The sequence below is a fragment of the Culturomica sp. genome (assembly GCF_003524185.1).
GTDB classification, from domain to species: Bacteria; Bacteroidota; Bacteroidia; order Bacteroidales; family Marinifilaceae; genus Culturomica; species Culturomica massiliensis.
The window spans coordinates 15,153-36,922 of sequence record NZ_DOED01000025.1 but is presented as its reverse complement, the minus strand read 5'-3'; the positions used below and the strand labels follow the sequence as shown (position 1 = coordinate 36,922).

Here is a 21,770-nt window from a genome sequence, read left to right as displayed (position 1 = left end):
TCGTTTAGAATATGAGGTGTTTTACGGAATAATTTTTGTTTTGGATATGTTCCATTGTCTGGATTCCGATTTCCAGGTGTTGTTTGACAAAATTTTGGGTAACTTCTTTGTCTGATTCGGCTGTCTTTATTCCTTCGGAAATCATCGGTCTGTCGGAAACCAGTAGCAGGGCTCCGGTAGGGATACGGTTAGCAAAGCCGACGGTAAAAATGGTTGCTGTTTCCATATCTACAGCCATAGCCCGGGTTTTTACCAGATATTCCTTAAAATGATCGTCGTATTCCCAGACACGCCGGTTGGTGGTATAGACGACTCCGGTGAAATATTGCCGCTTGTGATCGTTGATGATCCGGGAACAGGTTTTTTGAATGCTGAAAGCCGGCAATGCCGGTACTTCATGGGGCAGGTAATCGTCTGAGGTACCTTCCCCCTTTATGGCTGCAATGGGTAAAATGTAGTCTCCTACTGAAGATTTATTTTTCAATCCTCCGCATTTGCCCAGAAAAAGAACGGCTTCTGGTTCGATAGCGGTTAAAAGGTCCAGGACGGTAGCTGCATTGGCACTTCCCATACCGAAATTGATCAGGACGATATTTCCGTGTGATACGTTGGGCATGGTTTTATCGGCGCCGACAATCGGCTCGTTGAATAGCTCCGAAAATAAATCCAGGTAGTATTCGAAATTCGTCAATAGAATATATTTGGGGAAATCTTTTAATGCCCGGCCGGTATAGCGTGGCAGCCAGTTATCTACGATTTCTTTTTTTGTTTTCATAATGCATAAAGCTTTAACGTTATTTCATTTTGGGTTATGAACCGGTTTCCTCTTTTCTTACGTTTTTTTAATAAAAGAGTCACAGTATCGGAAAAGGAAGCCAATGTATGGTGTTCCATTTTTTGATTCCGGAATTTTGAGTTTGTGATAAATACTTTTCCGTTTTGCTCCATGAGGTGATTGACTGATCTTTTATTACCTTTGTCTGTCTCATTTCCGGGTATCGGTAAAATAAGACCGGCAAAACAGAACAGTTAATTACATCGATGAATACTATAGAACTTACTGCCCTCAAAAATATAAAAATTGAGGATTATACTTATGATTTACCGGAGGAAAAAATTGCAAAATTTCCTTTGGCCGACCGGGAGGCTTCCAGGTTGTTGATATATGATAGGGGAGTCGTTTCTGAAACGTTTTTTTCCCAGGTGCCTGCTCTTTTGAAATCGGGACAGACGTTGATATTTAATAATACAAAGGTAATATATGCCCGCTTATTTTTTCAGAAAGAAACGGGAGCGCATATCGAAATTTTTTGTCTGGAGCCTTTGGTACCTGCGGATTATGCCCGGAATTTCGAGAGTAACTATTACTGTGAGTGGAGTTGTATGGTCGGTAATCTGAAAAAATGGCGTGACGGTGCTATTTTCTGTCGTTTTAAACGGGGGCAGGATGAGGTGGTTTTAAAAGCAGAAAAGCTCGGACAAACGGGAGGGGAAGTACATGTTCGTTTTTCGTGGAATAAGGAGTTGTCTTTTAGTGAGGTTTTGGAATATTGCGGCAAAATACCGATTCCACCTTATTTGAACCGGGAATCCGAAGATTCGGATAAGATACGTTATCAAACGGTGTACTCCCGGGAAGAAGGTTCAGTGGCAGCTCCGACAGCCGGACTGCATTTTACCCGGAATATTTTGTCGGTTTTGGAAAAGCAAGGGGTGCATATAGACGAACTGACGCTGCATGTCGGGGCAGGTACTTTTCGTCCTGTGAAGGCCGAGCGGATAGGCGGGCATGATATGCACACGGAGCATATTGTTATCTCCCGGAAACTGGTGGACGATCTGTCCCGGAAACAAGGGGAGGTCATTGCGGTAGGAACTACTTCGGTACGGACTTTGGAAAGTTTATATTGGATGGGAGTGAAGAGATTGATGGGGGAGGAAGAATTTTATTCTTTATCCCAGTGGGAAGCTTATACTTTACCTGTTGGTTATTCTTTACAGGAGGCGATGGCGGCATTGGTGGATTGGTTTGACCGGAGCGGAGAGGAGTTGCTGAAAGCCCGGACGACGATTATCATTGTGCCGGGATACCGGTTTCAGGTTATAGACGCCATGTTTACGAATTTCCATCAACCGCAAAGTACTTTACTGCTGCTGGTCGGGGCCGCAGTCGGTGAAGATTGGCGAAAAATATATGCTTATGCCCTCTCGCATCATTTCCGTTTTTTGAGTTACGGAGACAGTAGTTTTTTGAAAGTCAGAAAATAAGGAGAGGTGTCTGTATGTTAGAATTATCGTTACCGGCATTTGAATACAAAGTCAAAAAGCAGGATGGGGTTGTATTCATTTATGATATTATCCGGAAAAAGTATGTCAAACTGACGCCGGAGGAATGGGTACGTCAGCATTTCGTGCATTATCTGATTCGTCAGAAGGGCTTTCCGCAGGCATTGATTGCATTGGAAAGAGAAATCGAGGTGTACGGCTTGAAACGCCGTTTTGATCTGGTATGCTATGACCGCCGGGGAAATCCGTATCTGATTGTCGAGTGTAAGGCTGCCGGCGTAACACTTTCACAAACGGTTTTCGATCAGGTTTTCGGCTATAATTTGATTCTGGCTGCTCCTTATGTTGCCATTACAAATGGTATCCGGCATTTTTGCGGTCATCTGGACAACAACCGGCAATTTTGTTTTTTGCCGGAGATACCGGAATTTGAAGATTTTCCGGCCCTGTGATTTGTTGTCACTTCCGGACAACGAATCACAGGGTACCGGAAGTTCAGATCAACAATTCTTAAAATATTTGTCGAGTAATTCAAAGGCAGCAGTAAAAGAACTCATTTCGTTTTTCTGTACTTTTTCTTCCGCCTTTTTCAGGTTTTCTTTTTGACTTTCGTAAAAACGGTTTTTCAGTTGTTCATTGATTGTTTCGTACATCCAGTATTTGGCTTGCTCGTTTCTGTGTGTTTCGAAATAACCGTTTTGCTGGGTTGTGTTACAATAGTTGAGAATGGCTTGCCAGATATCGGATATTCCTGTTTTTTCATAGGCTGAACAGGTCATAACTTTCGGTTCTACACCGGATTCATGGGGCGGAAACAGGTGTAAAGCTGTTTGCAATTGTACTTTGGCTAATTCGGCTTTATGAATGTTGTTACCGTCTGCTTTGTTGATAATGATGGTGTCGGCCATTTCCATGATACCCCGCTTGATGCCTTGTAGTTCGTCTCCGGCCCCTGCAATCTGTACCAACAGGAAAAAATCGACCATAGAATGGACGGCGATTTCGCTTTGTCCGACGCCTACTGTTTCTATTAAAATAATGTCGAAACCTGCTACTTCACAAAGGATCATGGCTTCTCTGGTTTTACGGGCTACACCACCGAGAGAGCCTGCAGACGGGGAAGGCCGGATATAGGCATTCGGGTCCCGCGACAGTTCTTCCATTCGGGTTTTGTCCCCCAGAATACTGCCTTTGGAGCGTTCACTGCTGGGGTCGATCGCCAGTACGGCAATTTTATGGCCCTGGTCTGTCAGAAATTTTCCAAAGGTTTCTATAAATGTACTTTTACCGGCTCCCGGTACACCGGTTATCCCGATGCGCACAGAACGTCCTGAAGAAGGCAGACAACGCTTGATGACTTCCTGAGCTATTGCCTGATGTTCGGTTTTTGAACTTTCCACCAGAGTGATTGCTTGGCTGAGAATGTTGATGTTTCCTTTTAGGATACCCTCTACATAATCATCTGTTGTTAAAGCTTTCTTTTTTATATTTTTTAAACGGGCAACTAGGTTCGGATTTACCGGATCCGGTTGATCTATACCTTTATTTACTTTCAAACCCTCGTATTCCGAAGAGTTTTCCGGGTGTTCAATACATTGCTCCATGACTGTTTTTTTTGATTTAGGCAAAGATAGAATTAATTCGTTGAAAAGACAAAAGTCGGAAGCGAACAAGCTTCCGACTTTCAGATAATAAAAACAAAGTATTCCAGGCTGAAATTAATCGATACCCAGTTTCTTTTTCAATTCTTTGGATAAGGCATCTTTATGGATCATGACCGATGTCGTTTTGTATGCGACAAAGGGATAGGAAGCGTAAAGATAACCGTCGTATTTGTTGTATTTTCCCCAGGAATTCTTGACAATAAAATAAGGGGTACCGTTTTGGTCTTTGGCTTTTCCAACGATGTGCATACCATGGTCGTCGGTGGTTTGGTAATTGTCAAAGGCTTCCTGCCGCATTTCCTGGGTGATTTTTTTCTCACTACAGGGATGTTGGATGAATTGCCGTTGCTGTTCCTCTTTGGGTAATGTCAGCCATTTGGTGATTTCGGCATCCTTCATTTCTTTGGTATCGAAAGTCGGCACGACAGCGATGCCATTGGTAAATCCTTTTTCGGATAAATCGGTAGCCCAGGCAAAGGTGAATCCTTTGTCGATGGCTTTATCCAAAACGTCCATGAATTCGTCGAGCGGAAGGTTGTAAGTGTTTCCGTTTAACCAGTTGTCCGGTACTTCGATAGCGAACTGAGAGTAAAAAGGATGATGGCTGAAAGAGGTCAACTGTATATAATCCGCCATATTCAGTCCCAGCATTTGGGTGAAACTTTGCGGGGTATATTCTTTACCTTTGTAGGTAAAGGTTTCCGGTAATTTCCCCAGATAAGCGTCTAGAATACCCTGGTAACCCTTTTTCCAGGCGGTTGTGATTTTCCGGTTCGGGTTTTTGACAATGACATCGGCGTATGCCCGTAACAGGCTGTTGAGTTCTCCGTGGGCATGTATATTTTCTCCGTAATTCAAACCGGAATAGGCTTCCAGAGGTACAATACCGTAACGGTCTATGGCCCATTGTACATCATAATGTGCTCCACCGGGACCAAAATTCATCGCACCGTGGAGACGTACGTAACGGTCGGCTTTCCCGTCATAAGTATGCCATACGACGTACATCGGGGAGAGACTGACAGTATCTTTTCCCAATCGGGCGATTTCCGATTCGAAGAACGATATGCCCGACCATGACCAGCAAGTGCTGCTCCGGTCCTGTGATTTGACACTGGTTGCCGGCATACGCTTGATGTCGGTAAACCGATATCCCTCTTCTTTCTGTTCCTGAGCCTGGGCCTGGTATAAAAATACACAGGCACAAGCAAATGTCAATACAATATTCTTTTTCATTCTTTTTTTATTATGGAATTAATAACCTGGATTTTGTTGACTGGCCCTGTCGGCGGGTGGGAATAACTGGATTTCCGTGTAAGAGATCGGCCATATCCGGCGGAAATGATCGAACGGAATGACTCCCAAATTGTCCAGATGCTGCTTAGCTAATTTTTCTTCCGGGGTTCTCCATCTCACAACCTCTCTGCAATTACGCCACAGATCCCAGGCTCTGTGCCCTTCACAGGCCAGTTCGAGTCGTCTTTCATACAGGATATCGTCCAGGGTTACGCCGTTGTCGTATTTCCGCGGGTCGACAGTTGTCCGTTTTTCCCGCAGGTCGCTGAGGTACTTTCCCGCATTGGTGTCGTTGCTTTTGAGTGCCGCTTCTGCTGCAATCAGGTACATTTCGGAGAGACGGAAAATTTTAGGATTGGTAATCAGTTCGTTGCCATTTCTACCTTCCCATTTCCAACGGGCATAGTAATATTGGAAAAGGGTGGACGGTTCGTAGAGAGAGAACCTTACATCCGTCGGGTTTTCCTGCATCAGTGCTTCGAAATCGGTAGTCGTACCAATTCTTTGGTAACGGGTTCCGCCGATCAGGGTACCCAGGCAAACCCATTGATTCGGTTCGGTATCGGATACATTGACTTCGAAAATCGATTCACTGGCAAAGGCCGTGCTCCATACCGATTTGTAGTTGTCAATTTCGTAAAGGGTAAAGACTTTGGAGTTGATGACGTCTTGGGCGGCTTTCAGTGCTTCTGACCAATTTTCCATATACAGGTAGTATCTGGCCTGAAATGCGCGGCCGGCATACCAGTCTAATCTGCCTTTTTTTCTGGTTTTACTCAGGAGGGGCACAGATTCTTTCAATTCGGTACCGATGTATTCCCAAACTTCCCGGGCAGTGTTTCTATAGTTGGGCTGACTGATATCGCTTTTGATTGTTTTAGCAATATAAATACCGAGCGGGTCGGCCGCGATATTGCCTTTTCCCCAGTTTGAAGGAAGCGGAGCGTGCATACGAACCATGTCAAAGTACATCAATGCACGTAATACACGGATTTCTGCCAGGTATTCTTTCTTTTTTTCCGATTCTTCCAGGGCTTTGGCCGATTCGAAAACTTTTATTGAAGCGTAAGCCAGGTTGTACAGGTTTCTGTAGATCAGGGTCGTTATGTCATAGGGAGTTGACTTGAATGAATAGTAGTCTGCTAACCAACCGGTATTTCCGGCCCGGAAATCGTCTCCCATCAGATCGCCGCTGAACATAAATGTGGCATCGTAATAATAACCGTAAGCTCCGCTGGTGAGTTTCAGGTAATTGTAACAACCGTTTGTAAAATTGTTGAGGTCATTGATATCCGAGATTATCTCCGTGTCCGGGAGGCTGGTGGCAGGAGATGAGTCGAGAAATTTGTCGCCGCAGGAGTAAATGCCTGTGATTAATCCGATTAAAAGTAGATATTTTATCTGTTTCATAACACTTCTCTTTTAGAATTTAATATCGATACCGAATCTCCAGGTCCGTAAGGACGGGTATGAATAGCTGTTATAGGATCCGGAATTGTTTACTTCTGGATTCACGTAATCAACTCCGTAGAAGGTATAGATGTCGTTTCCGTTTACATATAACCGAAGTTCCGATAATCCCAACTGATTGATCCATTTTTTCGGGAAAGTATATCCCAAACTGATATTCTTGATCTTCAGATGATCAGAAGAACGCAGACTTCGGGTTGAGACATAGTTGGAATTGAACGGGTCAGTGTATATAATGATAGGTGTACCTTTATCTCCCGGTTTTTTCCAGGCATTTTTGTAAGCGTCGAATCTGACATTTGCAGTTCCCAGAGAGGCACCGTCGCGGACTGTCGCTGAATATTGGCTATCAAGCAAGGTACCGCCGATGGTGAATGTAAGCAGGAACGACAGATCGAAGCCTTTGTAAGTAAAACGGTTGGTTAATCCGCCGAACCAATCCGGATATCCTTTTTTATGGATGACTTTTTCAACTCCTACCGAAGGATCCTGGGAAATACTGGTGTGATCGATGACTGTTTTTCCGTCTTCTCCTTTTGTATTTTTATACCATTGGCTGCGTCCGGTTTGAGGATCGATACCGGCATATTCTCTCATATAATAAGAGTACAAATGTTCTCCCTGACGATAAATGTAGTTCGTCAATATGCTTTCGTTATCTTTAGCTAATTTTTCCACTTTAGCCCGCATAAAGGAAATGTTGAAATTAGTCTCCCAACTGAAGTCGTCTTTTATGAGATTCCGGGAGTCTAATGTGATTTCCAGACCGGTGTTCCGTAATTCTCCTTCGTTTACGATCATGCTGCTCCAACCGGAAGTATATGGGGTACTTGCATTGTTAATCAGGTCGACGGTGTGCTTGTTATAATATTCAATTGTACCTCTCAACCGGCTTTTGAACAACGAAAAATCAATACCGGCATTCCAGGTATAGGAGCTTTCCCAGGTCAGATTAGGATTACCGTAGCTACTGACACTGTAAGCCGGATCAGACATATAGGTGTTGTTTATACTGAACAGGGAAAGTGATCTGTAGTAGTTTCCCGGTTGAGTACCGTTTGTTCCGTAAGATAATTTTACCCTTAAATTATCCAGCCAGTTTTGAGTGGATTCCATGAAGGATTCCCTTGTTATATTCCAGGCTGCGGATGCAGACCAGAAATCTCCCCAGCGATTGGAGGCCAGGAAACGGGACGTCCCGTCACGCCGCCAGCTACCGCTCAGAAAATATTTATTGTCGTAATTGTAATCGAGTTTTGCAGCCCAGGAAATCAAACGGTCGGTGTTATCGTATCCGCCGACGGAATTCGGCAGGGAAGCATTACTCATGAACAATAACCGGCTGATGGGAAGATTATATCCGCTGGCGTCCAGAAAGTCGTATGTCTGTCGTTTGGCTTCATAAACGCCGGTCGCATTAATATTGTGTATCCCGAAAGATTTTGTCAATGTGAGTATATTCGAGGTTACGATATTTGTGTAGAAAGAACGGGTTTCGTTTACTTCTCCGTGATTTGTGGCTCCTTGGTTGGAGGCCGGATCCCAGGTTTGTAAATACCGACTATAGCGTATATCGGCGGCATTGGTCGTGGTAAATTTCAACCATTTGGTGATATCGACGGTTACGGATAGATTGGTCGTACTGGAGAACCTTGTCGTGCGGTCTCTGTCTAAGGATATGGTTTCCAGGAAATTCGGGTCTGTTGAGTTGAATCCGGGTGTTTGGTTCAACTGACCGTTCGGTAAATAAATCGGCTGAGTCGGATTCATAGCCCGTAGATTGGAGATCGGATTACCCACGGTTGCCCCCTGATAGTCCAATTTAGTTTCCTGTTCCGTATAAGCGATAGCTTGGTTCATGGAGAAATTCAGCCATTGTGCCGTTTTGTTATTGAGCGCTAACCGGGCCGTAAAACGCTTGAAGTCGCTTCCCTCGGTAATACCGGATTGCCGCAAATAACCCAAGGATGCAAAAAAGTTGGTTTTTTGATTTCCTCCCCGGGCTGAGAAATTGATTTTATCTTCGGAACCGTTTTTGAACATTGCATCATACCAATTGTAATTCCGGGGGTGTGTCAAATATTTTTCCAATTGTGCCTGCGTCAGGTTTTTATAGTCGAAAGTTCCGTCCAACGGATCGTCCGGATGTACGATTTTGGCATAAGTATTCAAATTTTGAAGGGCATAAATGCGGGCGTCATTTTGAAGTGTCAGGTATTGATCTTCATCAGACATTCCCGGGAGTGCATTTTGAGAATACAGGTAGTAATTTTTTAAAGCCTCGGTTGCATATCGGGTATATTCACCTCCGCTCATGTAATAACCTTTTAACTGACGTTTAATGGCTTCAGAGGAGAAGCCTCTTTCATAGGTTACTTCGAAACGGGTTTTACCTTCCTGTCCTTTTTTGGTGGTAATGATGATAACACCGGCAGAGGCCCGGGAACCATATAAAGAAGTTGCTGCGGCATCTTTCAGAACGGTCATTTGTTCAATGTCGTTCGGATTGAGATTGTTCAGATCGAAGTCTTCGCTGAGGGGAATCCCGTCGATAACATACAGCGGATTTGTAGATTCGGAAATCGAACCGATACCGCGAATCTGCAGGCCGACAGTTTCTCCCGGTTGACCGCCTCCCCGGGAAACACGTACACCGGCTACATAGCCTTTCAGGGCTTTTTCCGGAGAAACGGCATCGGCGGCTTCCCTCATCACTTTGTCTCCGCTGACACTGACAGCAGATCCGGTAAAGGCTTCTTTTTTAGTCGTTCCGTAAGCAACGACCATAACTTCTTCCAGGTCGGTGCTTATGGATTGTAATTGTACGTTTAGTACCGAACGGTTACCCGGTTTTTCTTCGTGGACTTTCATACCGATGAAAGAAAATTCCAGTACAATATGTCCGTTATCTTCATATACTAAGGTGTAATTCCCGTCGACATCCGTGGCAACACCTATGGTTGTTCCCTTTACCCGCACGGCGACACCGGGAAGTGGGAGGTTATTTTCGTCCGTGACATTTCCTTTTATCGTTTTTTTCGTGTCTTGAGGGGGAGCGGGAACCGGTCGGTTGTCCCGTCGGATGATGATGACTTCGTCTACAATTTCATAACAAAGTCGTTTGTCTTTCAATATTTGATCCAGTACTTTCTCGACAGTCTGGTTTTCTACTTTCATATTCAACAGACCGACGTCTTGTATATCCAGTTCATTGTATACAAAACTCAGATTCGTTTGTTTTTTGATCTCTTCGATGACATTTTTAATACTTACATTACTCAGGTTTAAATTTATCCGGTAGCCTTGTAAAAGATTAACGGCTTTGGCCGGTACGGAAGCGAAAGTGAAAAGCAGTAACACGTGCGTTACCCATAACAACCGGAGAATTCCGGAATGTTTTTTCTTCGTGGCTGTTTTTTCCATAACGTTTAAGTTTGTTGTGCTGATTTTTGCCGTGTGGCCAGATACGACAAAAGGTAGCCGGTTTGGTTTAAATTCTGAAAACTGATCGGTTTGTTATCAAAACACCTAAGAGAGAAAAAAGTGTACATTAAAAATTGTCTTTTTTTAGTCTTTTTTTTATTTAAATGTATGCCGTGTCGTTTTTTTTGAACTACCGTTAAATATTGTCAATAAATAAGGGGATAAGAATAAAGAGCTTGCTATTGAAAATAATTGAAAACAGCCTGAAGATTTTCAGGCTGTTTTGTATTTATTGGATTGTCGCATCGCTTGTGACTCCTGCTATACCCAGGAAAAGAAATTTGGCTACATCTTCCATAATTTCGGGATCGAGTAATTCCGGAACATCCCGTAAATCATGATAGTACATTGGGTTTTTGTATTTTCCTGTAGTCCCGGTATGGAAAGTAGGAACGTCGGCCCGGTTGAATGTCGCTCCGTCGGTACGGGCGACGGCTGTCGGGCTCATTTTTCGGTATTCGGAGGTTTTCAGGTAACGATGGATGTATTTTTCGTTGGCATCGGCAAAATATTTTTCCAATTGTGGGAACGATTTGATGCCTCCCATTGAAAAACCGTCGCCGCCTCCGACCATGTCAAGGTTGATCATGCACAAGGTTTGCGCCAACGGATACAAGGGATGAGCAACATAGTAGGCAGACCCTAAAATTCCACATTCTTCGGCGCCGAAAAGAATAAATACGATGGTACGTTTGGGAGATAGGCCGGATTTACCGAAAGCTTTTGCTGTTTCCAGTACAATAGCGGAGCCGGAAGCATTGTCCCAGGCACCCCGGAATATTCCTCCGTGATTGCCAAGGTGGTCGAGGTGAGCTCCGAGAATCAAAGGCTTGTTTTTCAATACCGGGTCTGTACCTTCCATTACGGCAATGACATTACAGGTTTGGCTGTGTGGGTTGTAATTGGTTTCGGTTTGCATTTCAACTTCGCATCCGGTATCGAAACTGGCCGGTTTCAGGGACTTATTAATTTTTTCTTTTAAGGCTTTCCGTTCCTGTCCGGAAGGTTTTAAAATCTCGTTGGCAATCTCTTCCGATATGTGGCAAAATATGATCCCCTGGTGCTTGATATTGGGATTGGAGGTTTTCCCGATTAACAATACGCCGCTGGCACCGTGCTTCAGAGCGTTGGCAATCCTGCCTACCGTACTGATATATTTTTCATTCCAGGCCTGATAATCTTTGTGATTCCGGTCGGTACAGGGAACACCGCTTTCTATCAAAACAATTTTATTTTGGGGATCGATGCCTTTGTAATCGTCATATCCCAGTTCCGGAGCCGTTAAGCCATAGCCTGCGTATAGGACTGAAGCTTTCGTTTTCCCGTTTAAAGAGTTTGTTCCCGGGAAATAATCTTTTGCAATTTGATAGCTTTTCCGGCCTGCCGGGGTTATTACTTCCAGTTTGCCGGGACCGGTCATTTCCGTATAATGGATGGGAAAATGTTGAAAGTAGCTACCCTGGTCGCCTCCCGGTTTTAGTCCCCATTCGGCAAATCGGTTGGCAGCCCAGTGAGCACATGCCATATATTCGGGAGAACCGGCCTGTCTGCCCTGGTATTCGGGTTTACACAATTCTTCTACGAACTTGTAGATTTCATTACTGGAAATGTTGTGAAACGCTTGCATTTCAGGCGTATAAGCCGCCTTTTCCTGGGCAAGTCCTACGGTGCATGCACAGAATAGACTAACGGACAATAAAATATTTTTGAACATGATTATATGGGTTTTAGATTAGATTATTTAGCGGAACAAAGTCGTTAATAGTTTTTGACGACGACTGTATTGCCTTTTATTGAGAAGCGGATACGTTCCGTTCTTTCCAAAGCATTCAGTATTTTAGAAAAATCTTTTTGTTTGTCGATATTTAATGAGAAAGGCAGATCTTTCAGCTGCTCTTTTTCATAAAAGACTTCGAAATTATACCACTGTTGTAACCGGGTAAGGATATCATCCAAACGGGTGTTGTTGAATATAAAACGTCCGGTAATCCAGCCGACATAATAATCGGTATTTACCGTTTGTACGTCGATATCCCGGCCTTCCGGAGTACACACCGCCTGCTGAGAGGGAGTGAGGATTACCTCGGATTGTCGGTTTTTTACATATACGGCACCTTCGACTAAGGTTGTAGATATGATTTTTTCCTCCTGATAAGCCCGGACATTAAAAGATGTACCCAGAACTTTCACAGCGATTCCGTTTGCCTTTACAATAAACGGATGTTCGGGATCATGCTTGACATTGAAATATCCTTCACCCACAAGTTCGACTTCCCGGACTGCCCCGTTGAATCTGACCGGATACTTTAAACTGGAAGAAGTGTTGAGATATACAATCGTACCGTCACTAAGCATCAGGTGATAATCGTTTCCTTTGGGAATCGTCAATGTGTTGTAATGGATTGTCGTGTCCGCCGATTTTACGGCTGTATATCGTAATGTATCGCCGGTACGTAGAATAGATGAATGGGAGGATCGTATTTCTTCGGTGGCTTTGTGTTCCAGCGGGATACAGCTGCCGTCTGAAAGAGTCAGTATAGGAGCCGTGGTTTTTAACTCTTGTATGGCCTGGGCTAAAGGAGGTAATTCCGGTATATCTTGCTTTTGTTTTAGTAAAAACAGACAGAGACATAAAGGTAACAGAAATACGGCAGCATAACGGAGAATACGTTGCCAACGGATTGTTTTTTTACGGAATGTACGCCGGCAGATTTGCTGCCATTCTTTTTCAGTATCTTGAGGAGACAGGATACATTCTTCCCGGTTTTTAGGCAGGAAATCTTCTGATATAAGCCGTTGAAAAAGTTCTTCGTGGCTCTTAGCTTCCTGCCGCCAGTGGGTCAAAATCTCCAGGCCCTTCTTGTCTATTGCTCCGGTGATGTACTCAAGCAGCAGTTTTTTTATATTGTCGGAGTCTCTTTCTTCCATCCGTTTGTATTTTTATTTATCATAAAACACCTAAATCGAACTTTGGTATACATCATCTGAAGATTTTTTATCCGGAAAAATGATTTTTATTTTATTCCGTAAAAAATGATGTGCCCGGTTTTTGTATTTTTTTACAGAATTGACCGATATATGGAATCGCTCTGCAATTTCCGAATGTTTTTTCCCTTCCAGGCTGCAAAGATAAACTTCTTTGCAGGCAGGCGGAATCTCTTCGAATATCCGATTAAGAATACTGAATATTTCAGCTTCCATCATGTCTTCTAAAAAAGAATCGTAATGTTCTTGCTGACTGATAAATTGCGTGTAGCGATCTTTTACTTTGTCGTGGCGTAATTGGTTAAGACAAAGGCTTCTGGCGGTTTTAAACAAATAGGAACGCAAAGCGGTCTCATCTTTGAATGTAAGATGAGCTTCCCAGAGTTTAACGAAAACTTCCTGGACGACATCGTTTGCATTTTCTTTGTCATTGCAGTAGCGTAGACAGAAAAAACGCAGCATCGGATTATACTTTTCGTATACTTTCCGAAAAGCTTTTTCCCCTCCTGAGGCTAATTGAGGTAAGATGTCCGGTAACTCTTCCGTTTTCACTTTTGAATTGATTATTGATTGCGAAAAATACGAAAAGAATTGAAATTTGGTCTTTTTTGTGAGAAATTTAACTCCAATGGTTTGAAAGTTGTGAAAAAATAACAAATTGTGTGATTTGTTCCGGTCAATGCCTTTGTTTTTATGATATATTGTACATTATGACATTTTCTTTATCTTTGAAAGCATGAAAAAAACAAACTAAAACTTAAAATACATGGAACAAGAAGAACAAAAAATGAATTCGTTACCTGAAAATGCCTATCGGGAATTAAAGCCGGGCGAGGAATACAAACCGATGATGCCGGCTAATACAAAGCCGAAGGAGGTTACTGTATACTCCGTTTCTTTCGGTATTATTATGGCGATTGTTTTTTCTGCCGCTGCGGCTTATCTCGGACTGCGGGTGGGACAGGTGTTTGAAGCTGCTATCCCGATTGCTATTATTGCTGTCGGAGTCGGTAATCTGATGAAGAAAAATAATATGTTGGGACAGAATGTGATCATTCAGTCGATCGGAGCCAGTTCGGGAGTAATTGTAGCCGGAGCTATTTTTACTTTGCCCGCTTTGTATATCCTGGGTTTGGAAGCGCAATTCTACCAGGTATTCCTGGCTTCTTTGTTCGGAGGATTATTGGGAATTTTGATGCTGATTCCTTTCCGTAAATATTTTGTGAAAGATATGCATGGAAAATATCCTTTTCCGGAAGCGACAGCGACGACGGAGGTACTGGTATCCGGAGAGAAAAAAGGAAATCAGGCTAAATTATTGGCAATAAGTGGTTTGGTTGGCGGTTTGTACGACTTTTGTGTCAGTACGTTCGGATGGTGGACCGAAAATATTTCTACGCGTCTGATCGGGTGGGGAGATATGGTGGCTGAGAAAATGAAAGTCGTATTTAAAGTAAATACAGGAGCAGCCGTTTTGGGACTCGGTTATATTATCGGTTTGAAATATTCTGCTATTATTTGTGCGGGTTCTTTTACCGTTTGGTTTGTATTGATTCCTTTTTTGAGTTATTTCGGAGACGGTCAGACATTGGCTGTCGGGGAAGGAATTACTACTTTGATACGGGATATGTCGCCGGAAATGATTTTTACACATTACGCCCGCCATATCGGTATTGGTGGTATTGCTATGGCCGGTATTATCGGTATCGTGCGTTCGTCGGGTATTATCAGACAGGCTTTGGGCTTAGCGGTGAATGAGTTGAAAGGCAAAAAAACGGCAGAAGAAAATGTGGAGCGTACCCAACGTGATTTGACGATGAAGTTTATCATGATCGGTATATTGGCTACATTGGTAACTACTTTTATCTTTTTTCAGTTCGGCGTATTGGGTAACTGGCTGCAAACGGTAGTAGCTATTCTTATTGTTTTTGTTATTTCTTTTTTGTTTACGACTGTAGCTGCGAATGCAATTGCGATTGTCGGTACAAACCCGGTATCCGGAATGACGTTGATGACTTTGATTCTGGCTTCTTTGGTGTTGGTCAGTGCCGGTTTGAGCGGAACGGGCGGTATGATGGCAGCGATGGTTATCGGAGGTGTGGTGTGTACGGCTTTATCTATGGCCGGCGGTTTTATTACGGATTTGAAAATCGGTTATTGGTTGGGCACCACTCCCGCCAAGCAGGAGACCTGGAAGTTTTTGGGAACGGCTGTTTCTGCTGCAACAGTGGCCGGTGTTATGATTATTCTGAATGAAACGTACGGTTTTGTCGGAGAAGGTTCTTTGGTTGCACCACAGGCAAATGCGATGGCGGCTGTGATTAAACCGCTGATGGAAGGTGGGGCTACCCCTTGGATGCTTTATTTTGCGGGGGCAGCGTTGGCATTGATTCTGACGATGATCGGTGTACCGGCTTTGGCTTTCGCTTTGGGTATGTTTATTCCGTTGGAATTGAATACTCCTTTATTGATCGGAGGTTTGGTAAGCTGGTTTGTTTCTACCCGGAGCAAAAACGAGAGTATCAATAAATTCAGACGTGACCGCGGTACCTTGATCGCTTCCGGCTTTATCGCCGGCGGGGCATTGATGGGTGTGATTAGTGCAATATTGAAATATGTCGGAGCCGATTGGAATATGTCCTGGGAAGGAGCGGGCTATTTGGCGGTTGTCATGTATATTGTGATTATAGGTTATTTTATCTGGGACGCATTAAGAGGTAAAAAAGAATAAATATAATGGAACTGCGGCATTCGAAGTTTTTATTTTGAATGCCCGGTTTTTGATAAAATATAGACTATGGAATTAAAAGAACGTTTTTTAAAGTATGTCGGGTTCGATACACAAAGTGATCCCGGAAGTGAAAAATTTCCCTCTACGGATAAACAATTGGTACTTTTGCGTTATCTGGCAGATGAAATGAAAAGTATAGGCCTGCTCGATGTCGAGATGGACCGGTATGGTTATGTGATGGGGACCATCCCCGCTACTCCCGGACATGAAGATCGTCCTGTGATCGGTTTTATAGCCCATGTCGACACCAGTCCCGATATGAACGGAGCTGATATTTGTCCGCAGATTATCGAGAAATACGACGGTGAAGATATCCGCTTGAATGATAAATTGACCATGACTGTCGCTGATTTCCCGGAGTTGTCGTTTTATAAAGGGCATACTTTGATTACGACAGACGGCACTTCTTTGCTGGGAGCGGACGATAAAGCCGGTGTTGCTGAAATTATGACGGCAGCCGAATATCTGATACAACATCCGGAGATTGCTCATGGTAAGATCCGCATCGGATTTACACCGGATGAGGAAATTGGCCGGGGAGTCGATTTTTTTGATGTGAAACGATTCGGGGCCGTATGTGCTTATACTGTTGACGGAGGTTTCGAGGGAGAACTGGAATATGAAAACTTCAATGCTGCCGGAGTAAAGATCGAGGTGCAAGGCCGTAATATCCACCCGGGATATGCGAAGGATAAAATGCTCAATGCCTTGCAGGTTGTGACGGAGATCAATGCTATGTTACCGGCTTGGGAACGTCCTGAACATACAGAAGGATACGAAGGTTTTTATCATTTGATATCCATAAGCGGAGAAGTGGAGAAAGCCGCTATTGAGTATATTATCCGTGATCATTCCCGTGAAAAGTTCGAAGCTAAAAAACAGTTTATGACAAATGTTGTGGAGTTTTTGACGAAAAAATACGGGGAAGGAGTCGTATCGATGACCTTAAAAGATCAATATTACAATATGCGGGAAATGGTGGAACCGCATCCGGAAGTAATCGACAAGGCTTTGCAGGCCATGCAGCAGGCTGAAGTGAAACCGATTGTACGTCCGATTCGCGGTGGTACGGACGGAGCCCGTTTGTCCTACATGGGCTTGCCTTGTCCGAATTTATTCACCGGAGGCATGAATTTCCACGGTAAATATGAGTATTGTTCGTTGACAACAATGCACAAGGCCATGCAGACGATTTTGAATCTGGCTGTTTTGTGGGGAAAATAAAAATACCGGATGTCTGATGGCATAGACATCCGGTAAACCAATTATTAATCAATAAAAAACCAATTTCTTTTAAAGTAGTATCCCTATTCAGGATTACATGACAAAAATAGGCAGGAAAACAATGGGGTGAAATACCGTGATGTTGTGATTTTGACAGGAAGAGATCGCTATTTGTGAGGAAATATAGTTTTAAATAAGACGTGATAAAACCCGGGTTTTATCACGTCTTTATTTATATTTATCCGGTCGGGCTTATTCTGTCGTGGAAGTCACGACTATCTTCTCATTGGCTTTTTTGATAATTGTATTGAAGAAATTTTGTAGTTTCGGATAATCTGTAGCCGGGTATATGATTTTTTTAAATTTATAGGAACAATTGATTAGTACGGCGTTTTTTTCCAGCGTAGATGTATAATTTATACTGAACAAATCATTATCGATATTTAAATTTTCCGGTAAAAATTTGAATCGGTAGTTCTCCGGTATTTGTATTCGGCTTGCATATTGGTAAACAGTCGTATTTACCATATCGATCGGATATTGTCTGGTTGGTTGTTTCAACGGATTGTTCGATATCGGAAAGTTCAGGAAAGGTGAAAAATAGATGTTTCCATTGATGATTTCCGGTTGACTTTGTTGAAAATAATACAATTGATACCTTTCATTTCGTTCGAAATAATTGATTACCTGAGGTAAAGAGTCTGCGACAGGTTCTCCTTCTTCCTGTAATTTGTTACGGATTTTTTCCGGGTCGTTCCCATAGTGTTTTCGCAATGAGGCGGCAAAAAAACCGGTAGCCTGGAGCCTGATGGCAGTCAGAAAAGAGGTGTCGTTCAATGAGGTTTGCAAATAAATGTTTTGAGAAGCCGGGGTTGAACTTTGCAAATTGAGCCATGTGACATCTCCTTCTTTCATAACTAATCCCAACTCGTTATAACAGGCAATCGGAAGCAGGTTGTCAGCCAGATACGTGTCTGTTGCGTCTGCCAGGCGTTTTTTCCCGTTGATCGAAACGCAGGCAATGACGTTGTTAAAAAAGTGCATATAGGGATAAGCGGCTCTTACTTTTCCGTGATCGCGGGTACTTATCAGGATCGGATCGGCCTGTAAACCGGCACTGCGTAACAGACCGATCAATAAGAGATTGATGTTGGCACTGTTTCCATGCTTGTTTCTGATAAATTCTTTCAGGTCTTCGGACGCATATATTCCTCTGCGGTTGTTGTAATTGAAATTGTTTTTTATAAAAGAGATAATACCGGTAAATTTTTCTTTTTCATCGGTTAGCTGTGATATGCTGTTACCTAATAAGCTTTTCGCAGATTTTTCACATTTTCTTATGAATTTTCCGGCGGATTCATCCTCCAGGTACTCTTTGATCAATACCGGCCAGGTGCTGAGGAATTCTTTTGTCCGTCCGTCCGGATAATTGACTTTTGCAAGTTGAAAATTCAGTTTGACGATATAATCATCAGGACAGGTGATAAATGATTCGTCTCTGAAGGCCGGTAAATCAGTCATTTTGAATTGGTGTACCAGTCTGCGGAAATTGATGCCATGGAAACTTTCTTCCGGGCCTGTAGAAGTGAATGATTTATTTTCGTCAAATTTACGGGCACCTTCCAACAGATAATTATAGACATAGAAAGGGATCATCTGAAGTTCGAATTGGCTGCATACAGTGGGAATGTTACTTTGAAAGTTCCAGGGTCTTAAATTGAATAATCTCGGAGAAGAGAGTTTGTACCGGAGTTCGATAACTGAACCTGCTTTTACGTCGGGCATCACGATTTTCCGGAGTTTCCAATAAGGGTTGATTTGTTCTTCGTATTTTTGCTCTGCGTTCAATGGGGTTTTATGATACATATTGTCGGTCATATTGTGGGTAAAGCCTTCCACATCGTATATTATTTCAAATGTATTCCCATTCTGATAGAAAGGAATTTCGAATTCGGCCCACTTTAATCCGGCTTCCGATAATATTTTGATACGGGTAGTCCGTTCATATATAATATTGAATCCGCTTTCGTTTGTATTGACAAAATTCGCTTTCCCTTCGTCAAAGAGAATGACGGCTTCAGCTATGGTGTCGTCCGGAAATTGTTTCATAAAGAGTTCTTCCGGACGGTAACGCCCGAATTCCTTTTCGGTTTGTGCATGTAAGTACGTACAGTAAAAACAACACAGAGATAAAAGAATGAGTTGTTTCATGGTTTGTGAGTTTTTTGGAAAGTAATGTATTTTGTTTGGTTTTGTTTCGTAATGAGTTGGATAAATGCGTGGAAGTCTGCATACAGAGAGAGAGGGTATTTGCCGGCAAATACGCACGTCTCTTGACGGATATTTAATAAACTATCCGTTTGTCCGACACTTTGACGGTAGATACCGAAAGGTGTTTCTATAACACATACCGGAATGGAATCGGACAGGCCGTATCCTTCCGGAATGAGAATCTGAATGGAATCAACAGTATGGATGGGATGGTCGATTTGCACCGGAGTTTTTCTTTTTCCCGGAGCTTCGAAATCAGGTAATTCGTATCTCGGAATACGCAGAATTAATTCATCCCCATAGAGTGAGATTAATTTTTCGGAAGAACCTTCCGCTGTGATGTAAATACTGTCTGCATCCCGGCCTTGGTCATGTATCTTATAGGAAAGGATGTTGAAATAATTTCCCGAAAGCTTATAGCGAACAGCGTGATCTTTGGTGTTGGCATCGACGGCCTTATCAAGCGTGGAGAAATATTCGAACCCGTTACCTTTGTAGCGGTTTGAAAGCTGAACAGAAGCAGAGGTTTCTGTCGTTTGTGCAATCCGGAGCGATCTGGAGATCGTAACGTCTTCCGGTCGGAGTGCGGGAGTGCGGATCAGGCGGCTGTTGTCTTTATCGACTATAAATGCAAGGCGGTTTTGAGTAAAGGTCCCGAGATAGCCGAAAGCCTGTTTACTGGTGCAATCAAGCCATAACGTATCCTGAGGTAGCGGGATGTATAAAATGACATGGTTGAAATGCAATCCAGGCGAAGGTGTTGTATCGAATCCGGGAATCGGGTTACCGGCATATACCAATGTATAATAAGCCTGGATTCCGATACTTTCCAGAATTGTTTTGAAGTAAAAGCTAAGGGCTTTACAGTCTCCGTATTTGTTGGTGCATACGTAGGAAGCCGGATAAGGCAATAAACCTCCCGCTTTAAGAGAGATATTAACGTAGCGGGTCTGGTCCTGTAACCGATGATATAATACCCGGATTTTTTCCCGGTCGTCGGATATATTCTTAACGCGTATTCTTGTTTCCTCCTGTTGCTGAACCGGAAGATCGGAACAATTTGCCGATAAGCGATAAAGCCAGTTGCCGAAATTTTCCCAATTGTCTTGAGCCCCTTCTATAACATATTTGAATTGTAAGGGAAAAACTGAAACCCGGGGAAGAAATTCTGTAATGGGAGGTGAGTAGATTTCCGGTTGAATAAGGTTTGTGTAGTCCGTAATCCATTGATAGATGATTTGGCCATTTACCGTATCGGTAGACATTTTCCGGATTTTCTGTTCGGAAGTCCGGATTTTATAATCAATGGGGGTTCTGATTTCTAAAATGGCCTGCCGTGTCGGGATAGAAGAGCTTAAAACCGGAATCCAGTCTTCTAATAGAATAAATTGACTGCTTTGTTTCTGATACGAATAGGAAATCACATAAGGATACTCATTGTGTTTAAGCATAAATTCCAGCACATATGCATCGTCGTAAAAGGTAGAGCTTGAAAATTCACTTCTTTGCTTTATCTCGTTTTTCTTTAATTTTCGGATGGTCCGGCCTTGCTTGTCTAATAAACTGGCTTCGATATTGCTGATTTTATTGAGTTTGTTGCCGTAAATGGCAATAGCTGCATATTTTTCTCCTGTCCGGTTAAAAATTGTAATTTGGTTTGTGACGGTTTCCGTCAGGGTTTTGTTTCCGGCCTTTATAACCGTTTTGTGGAATGTCAGTTCTGCCGGATATTGCTGGGCTTTTAAATGGGAAAAAGAAAATAAAATACCGAAAATCAAAAGGGCTTGTTTCATGGTACGAATCTTTCGTTTGACATGGAATGAGCAATAAAGGAATAAATTCAAAAGTAGTTTTTATGATAGATGTGTTAAAGTTTTTCCAAATATATTAAAAAATATATCAAAATAACAAAATATTTAATGTATATTTTTCGATACATATAATTTTGAATAAAATGCTGACGAAAATAATTATTGATCTGTGATTTTGGATTAGGTCCGCAGGTTTCGCTGATCCCGCAGATAGATTCCGATTTTTGACTACCCTTGATTTTTTGAATTAATATAATTTTATTCGTAAACAACATGAACATTAATCCGTTTTTTACAAATCAGCAATCCCCTCAATCGTAAATCAACAATCGTAAATCAACAATCACACCGTAATTTTCTCCCTCCCTTTTTCTCAATTTAAAATTTAAAATCTACAATTTAAAATCATAAACCACCTCTTCTAAACCTCTCTACAAATCAGTATTCACCCCAATCGTAAATCAACAATCGTAAATCGTAAATTACACA

General features: G+C 42.7%; 14 protein-coding genes. 4 read left to right on the top strand and 10 right to left on the bottom strand.

What is annotated here, in order from left to right; all coding sequences use genetic code 11:
* Positions 1–4 precede the first annotated feature (4 nt).
* Positions 5–775 (bottom strand): AMP nucleosidase, encoded by a 771-nt coding sequence (locus tag DD657_RS09005; protein WP_021986673.1) that lies wholly within the window; start codon positions 773–775, stop codon positions 5–7.
* Between the two features lie 266 nt (positions 776–1,041).
* Between DD657_RS09005 and DD657_RS09000 the strand changes: the two genes are divergently transcribed.
* Positions 1,042–2,268 carry an S-adenosylmethionine:tRNA ribosyltransferase-isomerase gene (locus DD657_RS09000; protein ID WP_021986674.1) on the top strand — a complete coding sequence of 409 codons (1,227 nt, stop codon included), beginning with the start codon at positions 1,042–1,044 and terminating at the stop codon, positions 2,266–2,268.
* Between the two features lie 14 nt (positions 2,269–2,282).
* Positions 2,283–2,738, top strand: coding sequence for a type I restriction enzyme HsdR N-terminal domain-containing protein (locus DD657_RS08995; protein ID WP_287049626.1), 456 nt, complete (start codon positions 2,283–2,285; stop codon positions 2,736–2,738).
* A gap of 48 nt (positions 2,739–2,786) precedes the next feature.
* On the opposite strand, the gene meaB is transcribed toward DD657_RS08995, so the two are convergent.
* From meaB to DD657_RS08960, 7 genes are all read right to left on the bottom strand, one after another.
* Positions 2,787–3,878 (bottom strand): methylmalonyl Co-A mutase-associated GTPase MeaB, encoded by a 1,092-nt coding sequence (meaB, locus tag DD657_RS08990; RefSeq protein ID WP_068692043.1) that lies wholly within the window; start codon positions 3,876–3,878, stop codon positions 2,787–2,789.
* 126 nt (positions 3,879–4,004) lie between these two features.
* Complete coding sequence (locus DD657_RS08985; RefSeq protein ID WP_068688596.1) at positions 4,005–5,186, bottom strand: C1 family peptidase; 1,182 nt, start codon at positions 5,184–5,186, stop codon at positions 4,005–4,007.
* An 18-nt stretch (positions 5,187–5,204) separates the two neighbouring features.
* On the bottom strand, positions 5,205–6,656 hold the full coding sequence (locus tag DD657_RS08980; protein ID WP_287049623.1) for a RagB/SusD family nutrient uptake outer membrane protein: 1,452 nt from the start codon (positions 6,654–6,656) through the stop codon (positions 5,205–5,207).
* 12 nt (positions 6,657–6,668) lie between these two features.
* Positions 6,669–10,139, bottom strand: coding sequence for a TonB-dependent receptor (locus DD657_RS08975; protein WP_021986679.1), 3,471 nt, complete (start codon positions 10,137–10,139; stop codon positions 6,669–6,671).
* Positions 10,140–10,428: 289 nt separating this feature from the next.
* Complete coding sequence (locus tag DD657_RS08970; RefSeq protein ID WP_021986680.1) at positions 10,429–11,913, bottom strand: M20/M25/M40 family metallo-hydrolase; 1,485 nt, start codon at positions 11,911–11,913, stop codon at positions 10,429–10,431.
* A gap of 44 nt (positions 11,914–11,957) precedes the next feature.
* A complete protein-coding gene (locus tag DD657_RS08965; protein WP_287049621.1) occupies positions 11,958–13,127 on the bottom strand; it encodes a FecR family protein in 1,170 nt (389 codons plus the stop codon).
* 30 nt (positions 13,128–13,157) lie between these two features.
* Positions 13,158–13,736 carry an RNA polymerase sigma factor gene (locus tag DD657_RS08960; RefSeq protein ID WP_068688602.1) on the bottom strand — a complete coding sequence of 193 codons (579 nt, stop codon included), beginning with the start codon at positions 13,734–13,736 and terminating at the stop codon, positions 13,158–13,160.
* 214 nt (positions 13,737–13,950) lie between these two features.
* On the opposite strand from DD657_RS08960, the gene DD657_RS08955 reads away from it, so the two are divergent.
* Positions 13,951–15,915, top strand: coding sequence for an OPT family oligopeptide transporter (locus DD657_RS08955; protein WP_068688604.1), 1,965 nt, complete (start codon positions 13,951–13,953; stop codon positions 15,913–15,915).
* Between the two features lie 66 nt (positions 15,916–15,981).
* Positions 15,982–17,199, top strand: a complete 1,218-nt coding sequence (pepT, locus tag DD657_RS08950; RefSeq protein ID WP_068688606.1) for a peptidase T — start codon at positions 15,982–15,984, stop codon at positions 17,197–17,199.
* 252 nt (positions 17,200–17,451) lie between these two features.
* Here pepT and DD657_RS08945 read toward each other — a convergent pair whose 3' ends face one another.
* A complete protein-coding gene (locus DD657_RS08945) occupies positions 17,452–19,410 on the bottom strand; it encodes a DUF3858 domain-containing protein (protein WP_287049620.1) in 1,959 nt (652 codons plus the stop codon).
* Positions 19,407–21,263 carry a DUF3857 domain-containing protein gene (locus tag DD657_RS08940; protein ID WP_287049619.1) on the bottom strand — a complete coding sequence of 619 codons (1,857 nt, stop codon included), beginning with the start codon at positions 21,261–21,263 and terminating at the stop codon, positions 19,407–19,409. The genes DD657_RS08945 and DD657_RS08940 overlap by 4 nt, the downstream gene beginning before the upstream one ends.
* Between the last annotated feature and the right edge of the window lie 507 nt (positions 21,264–21,770).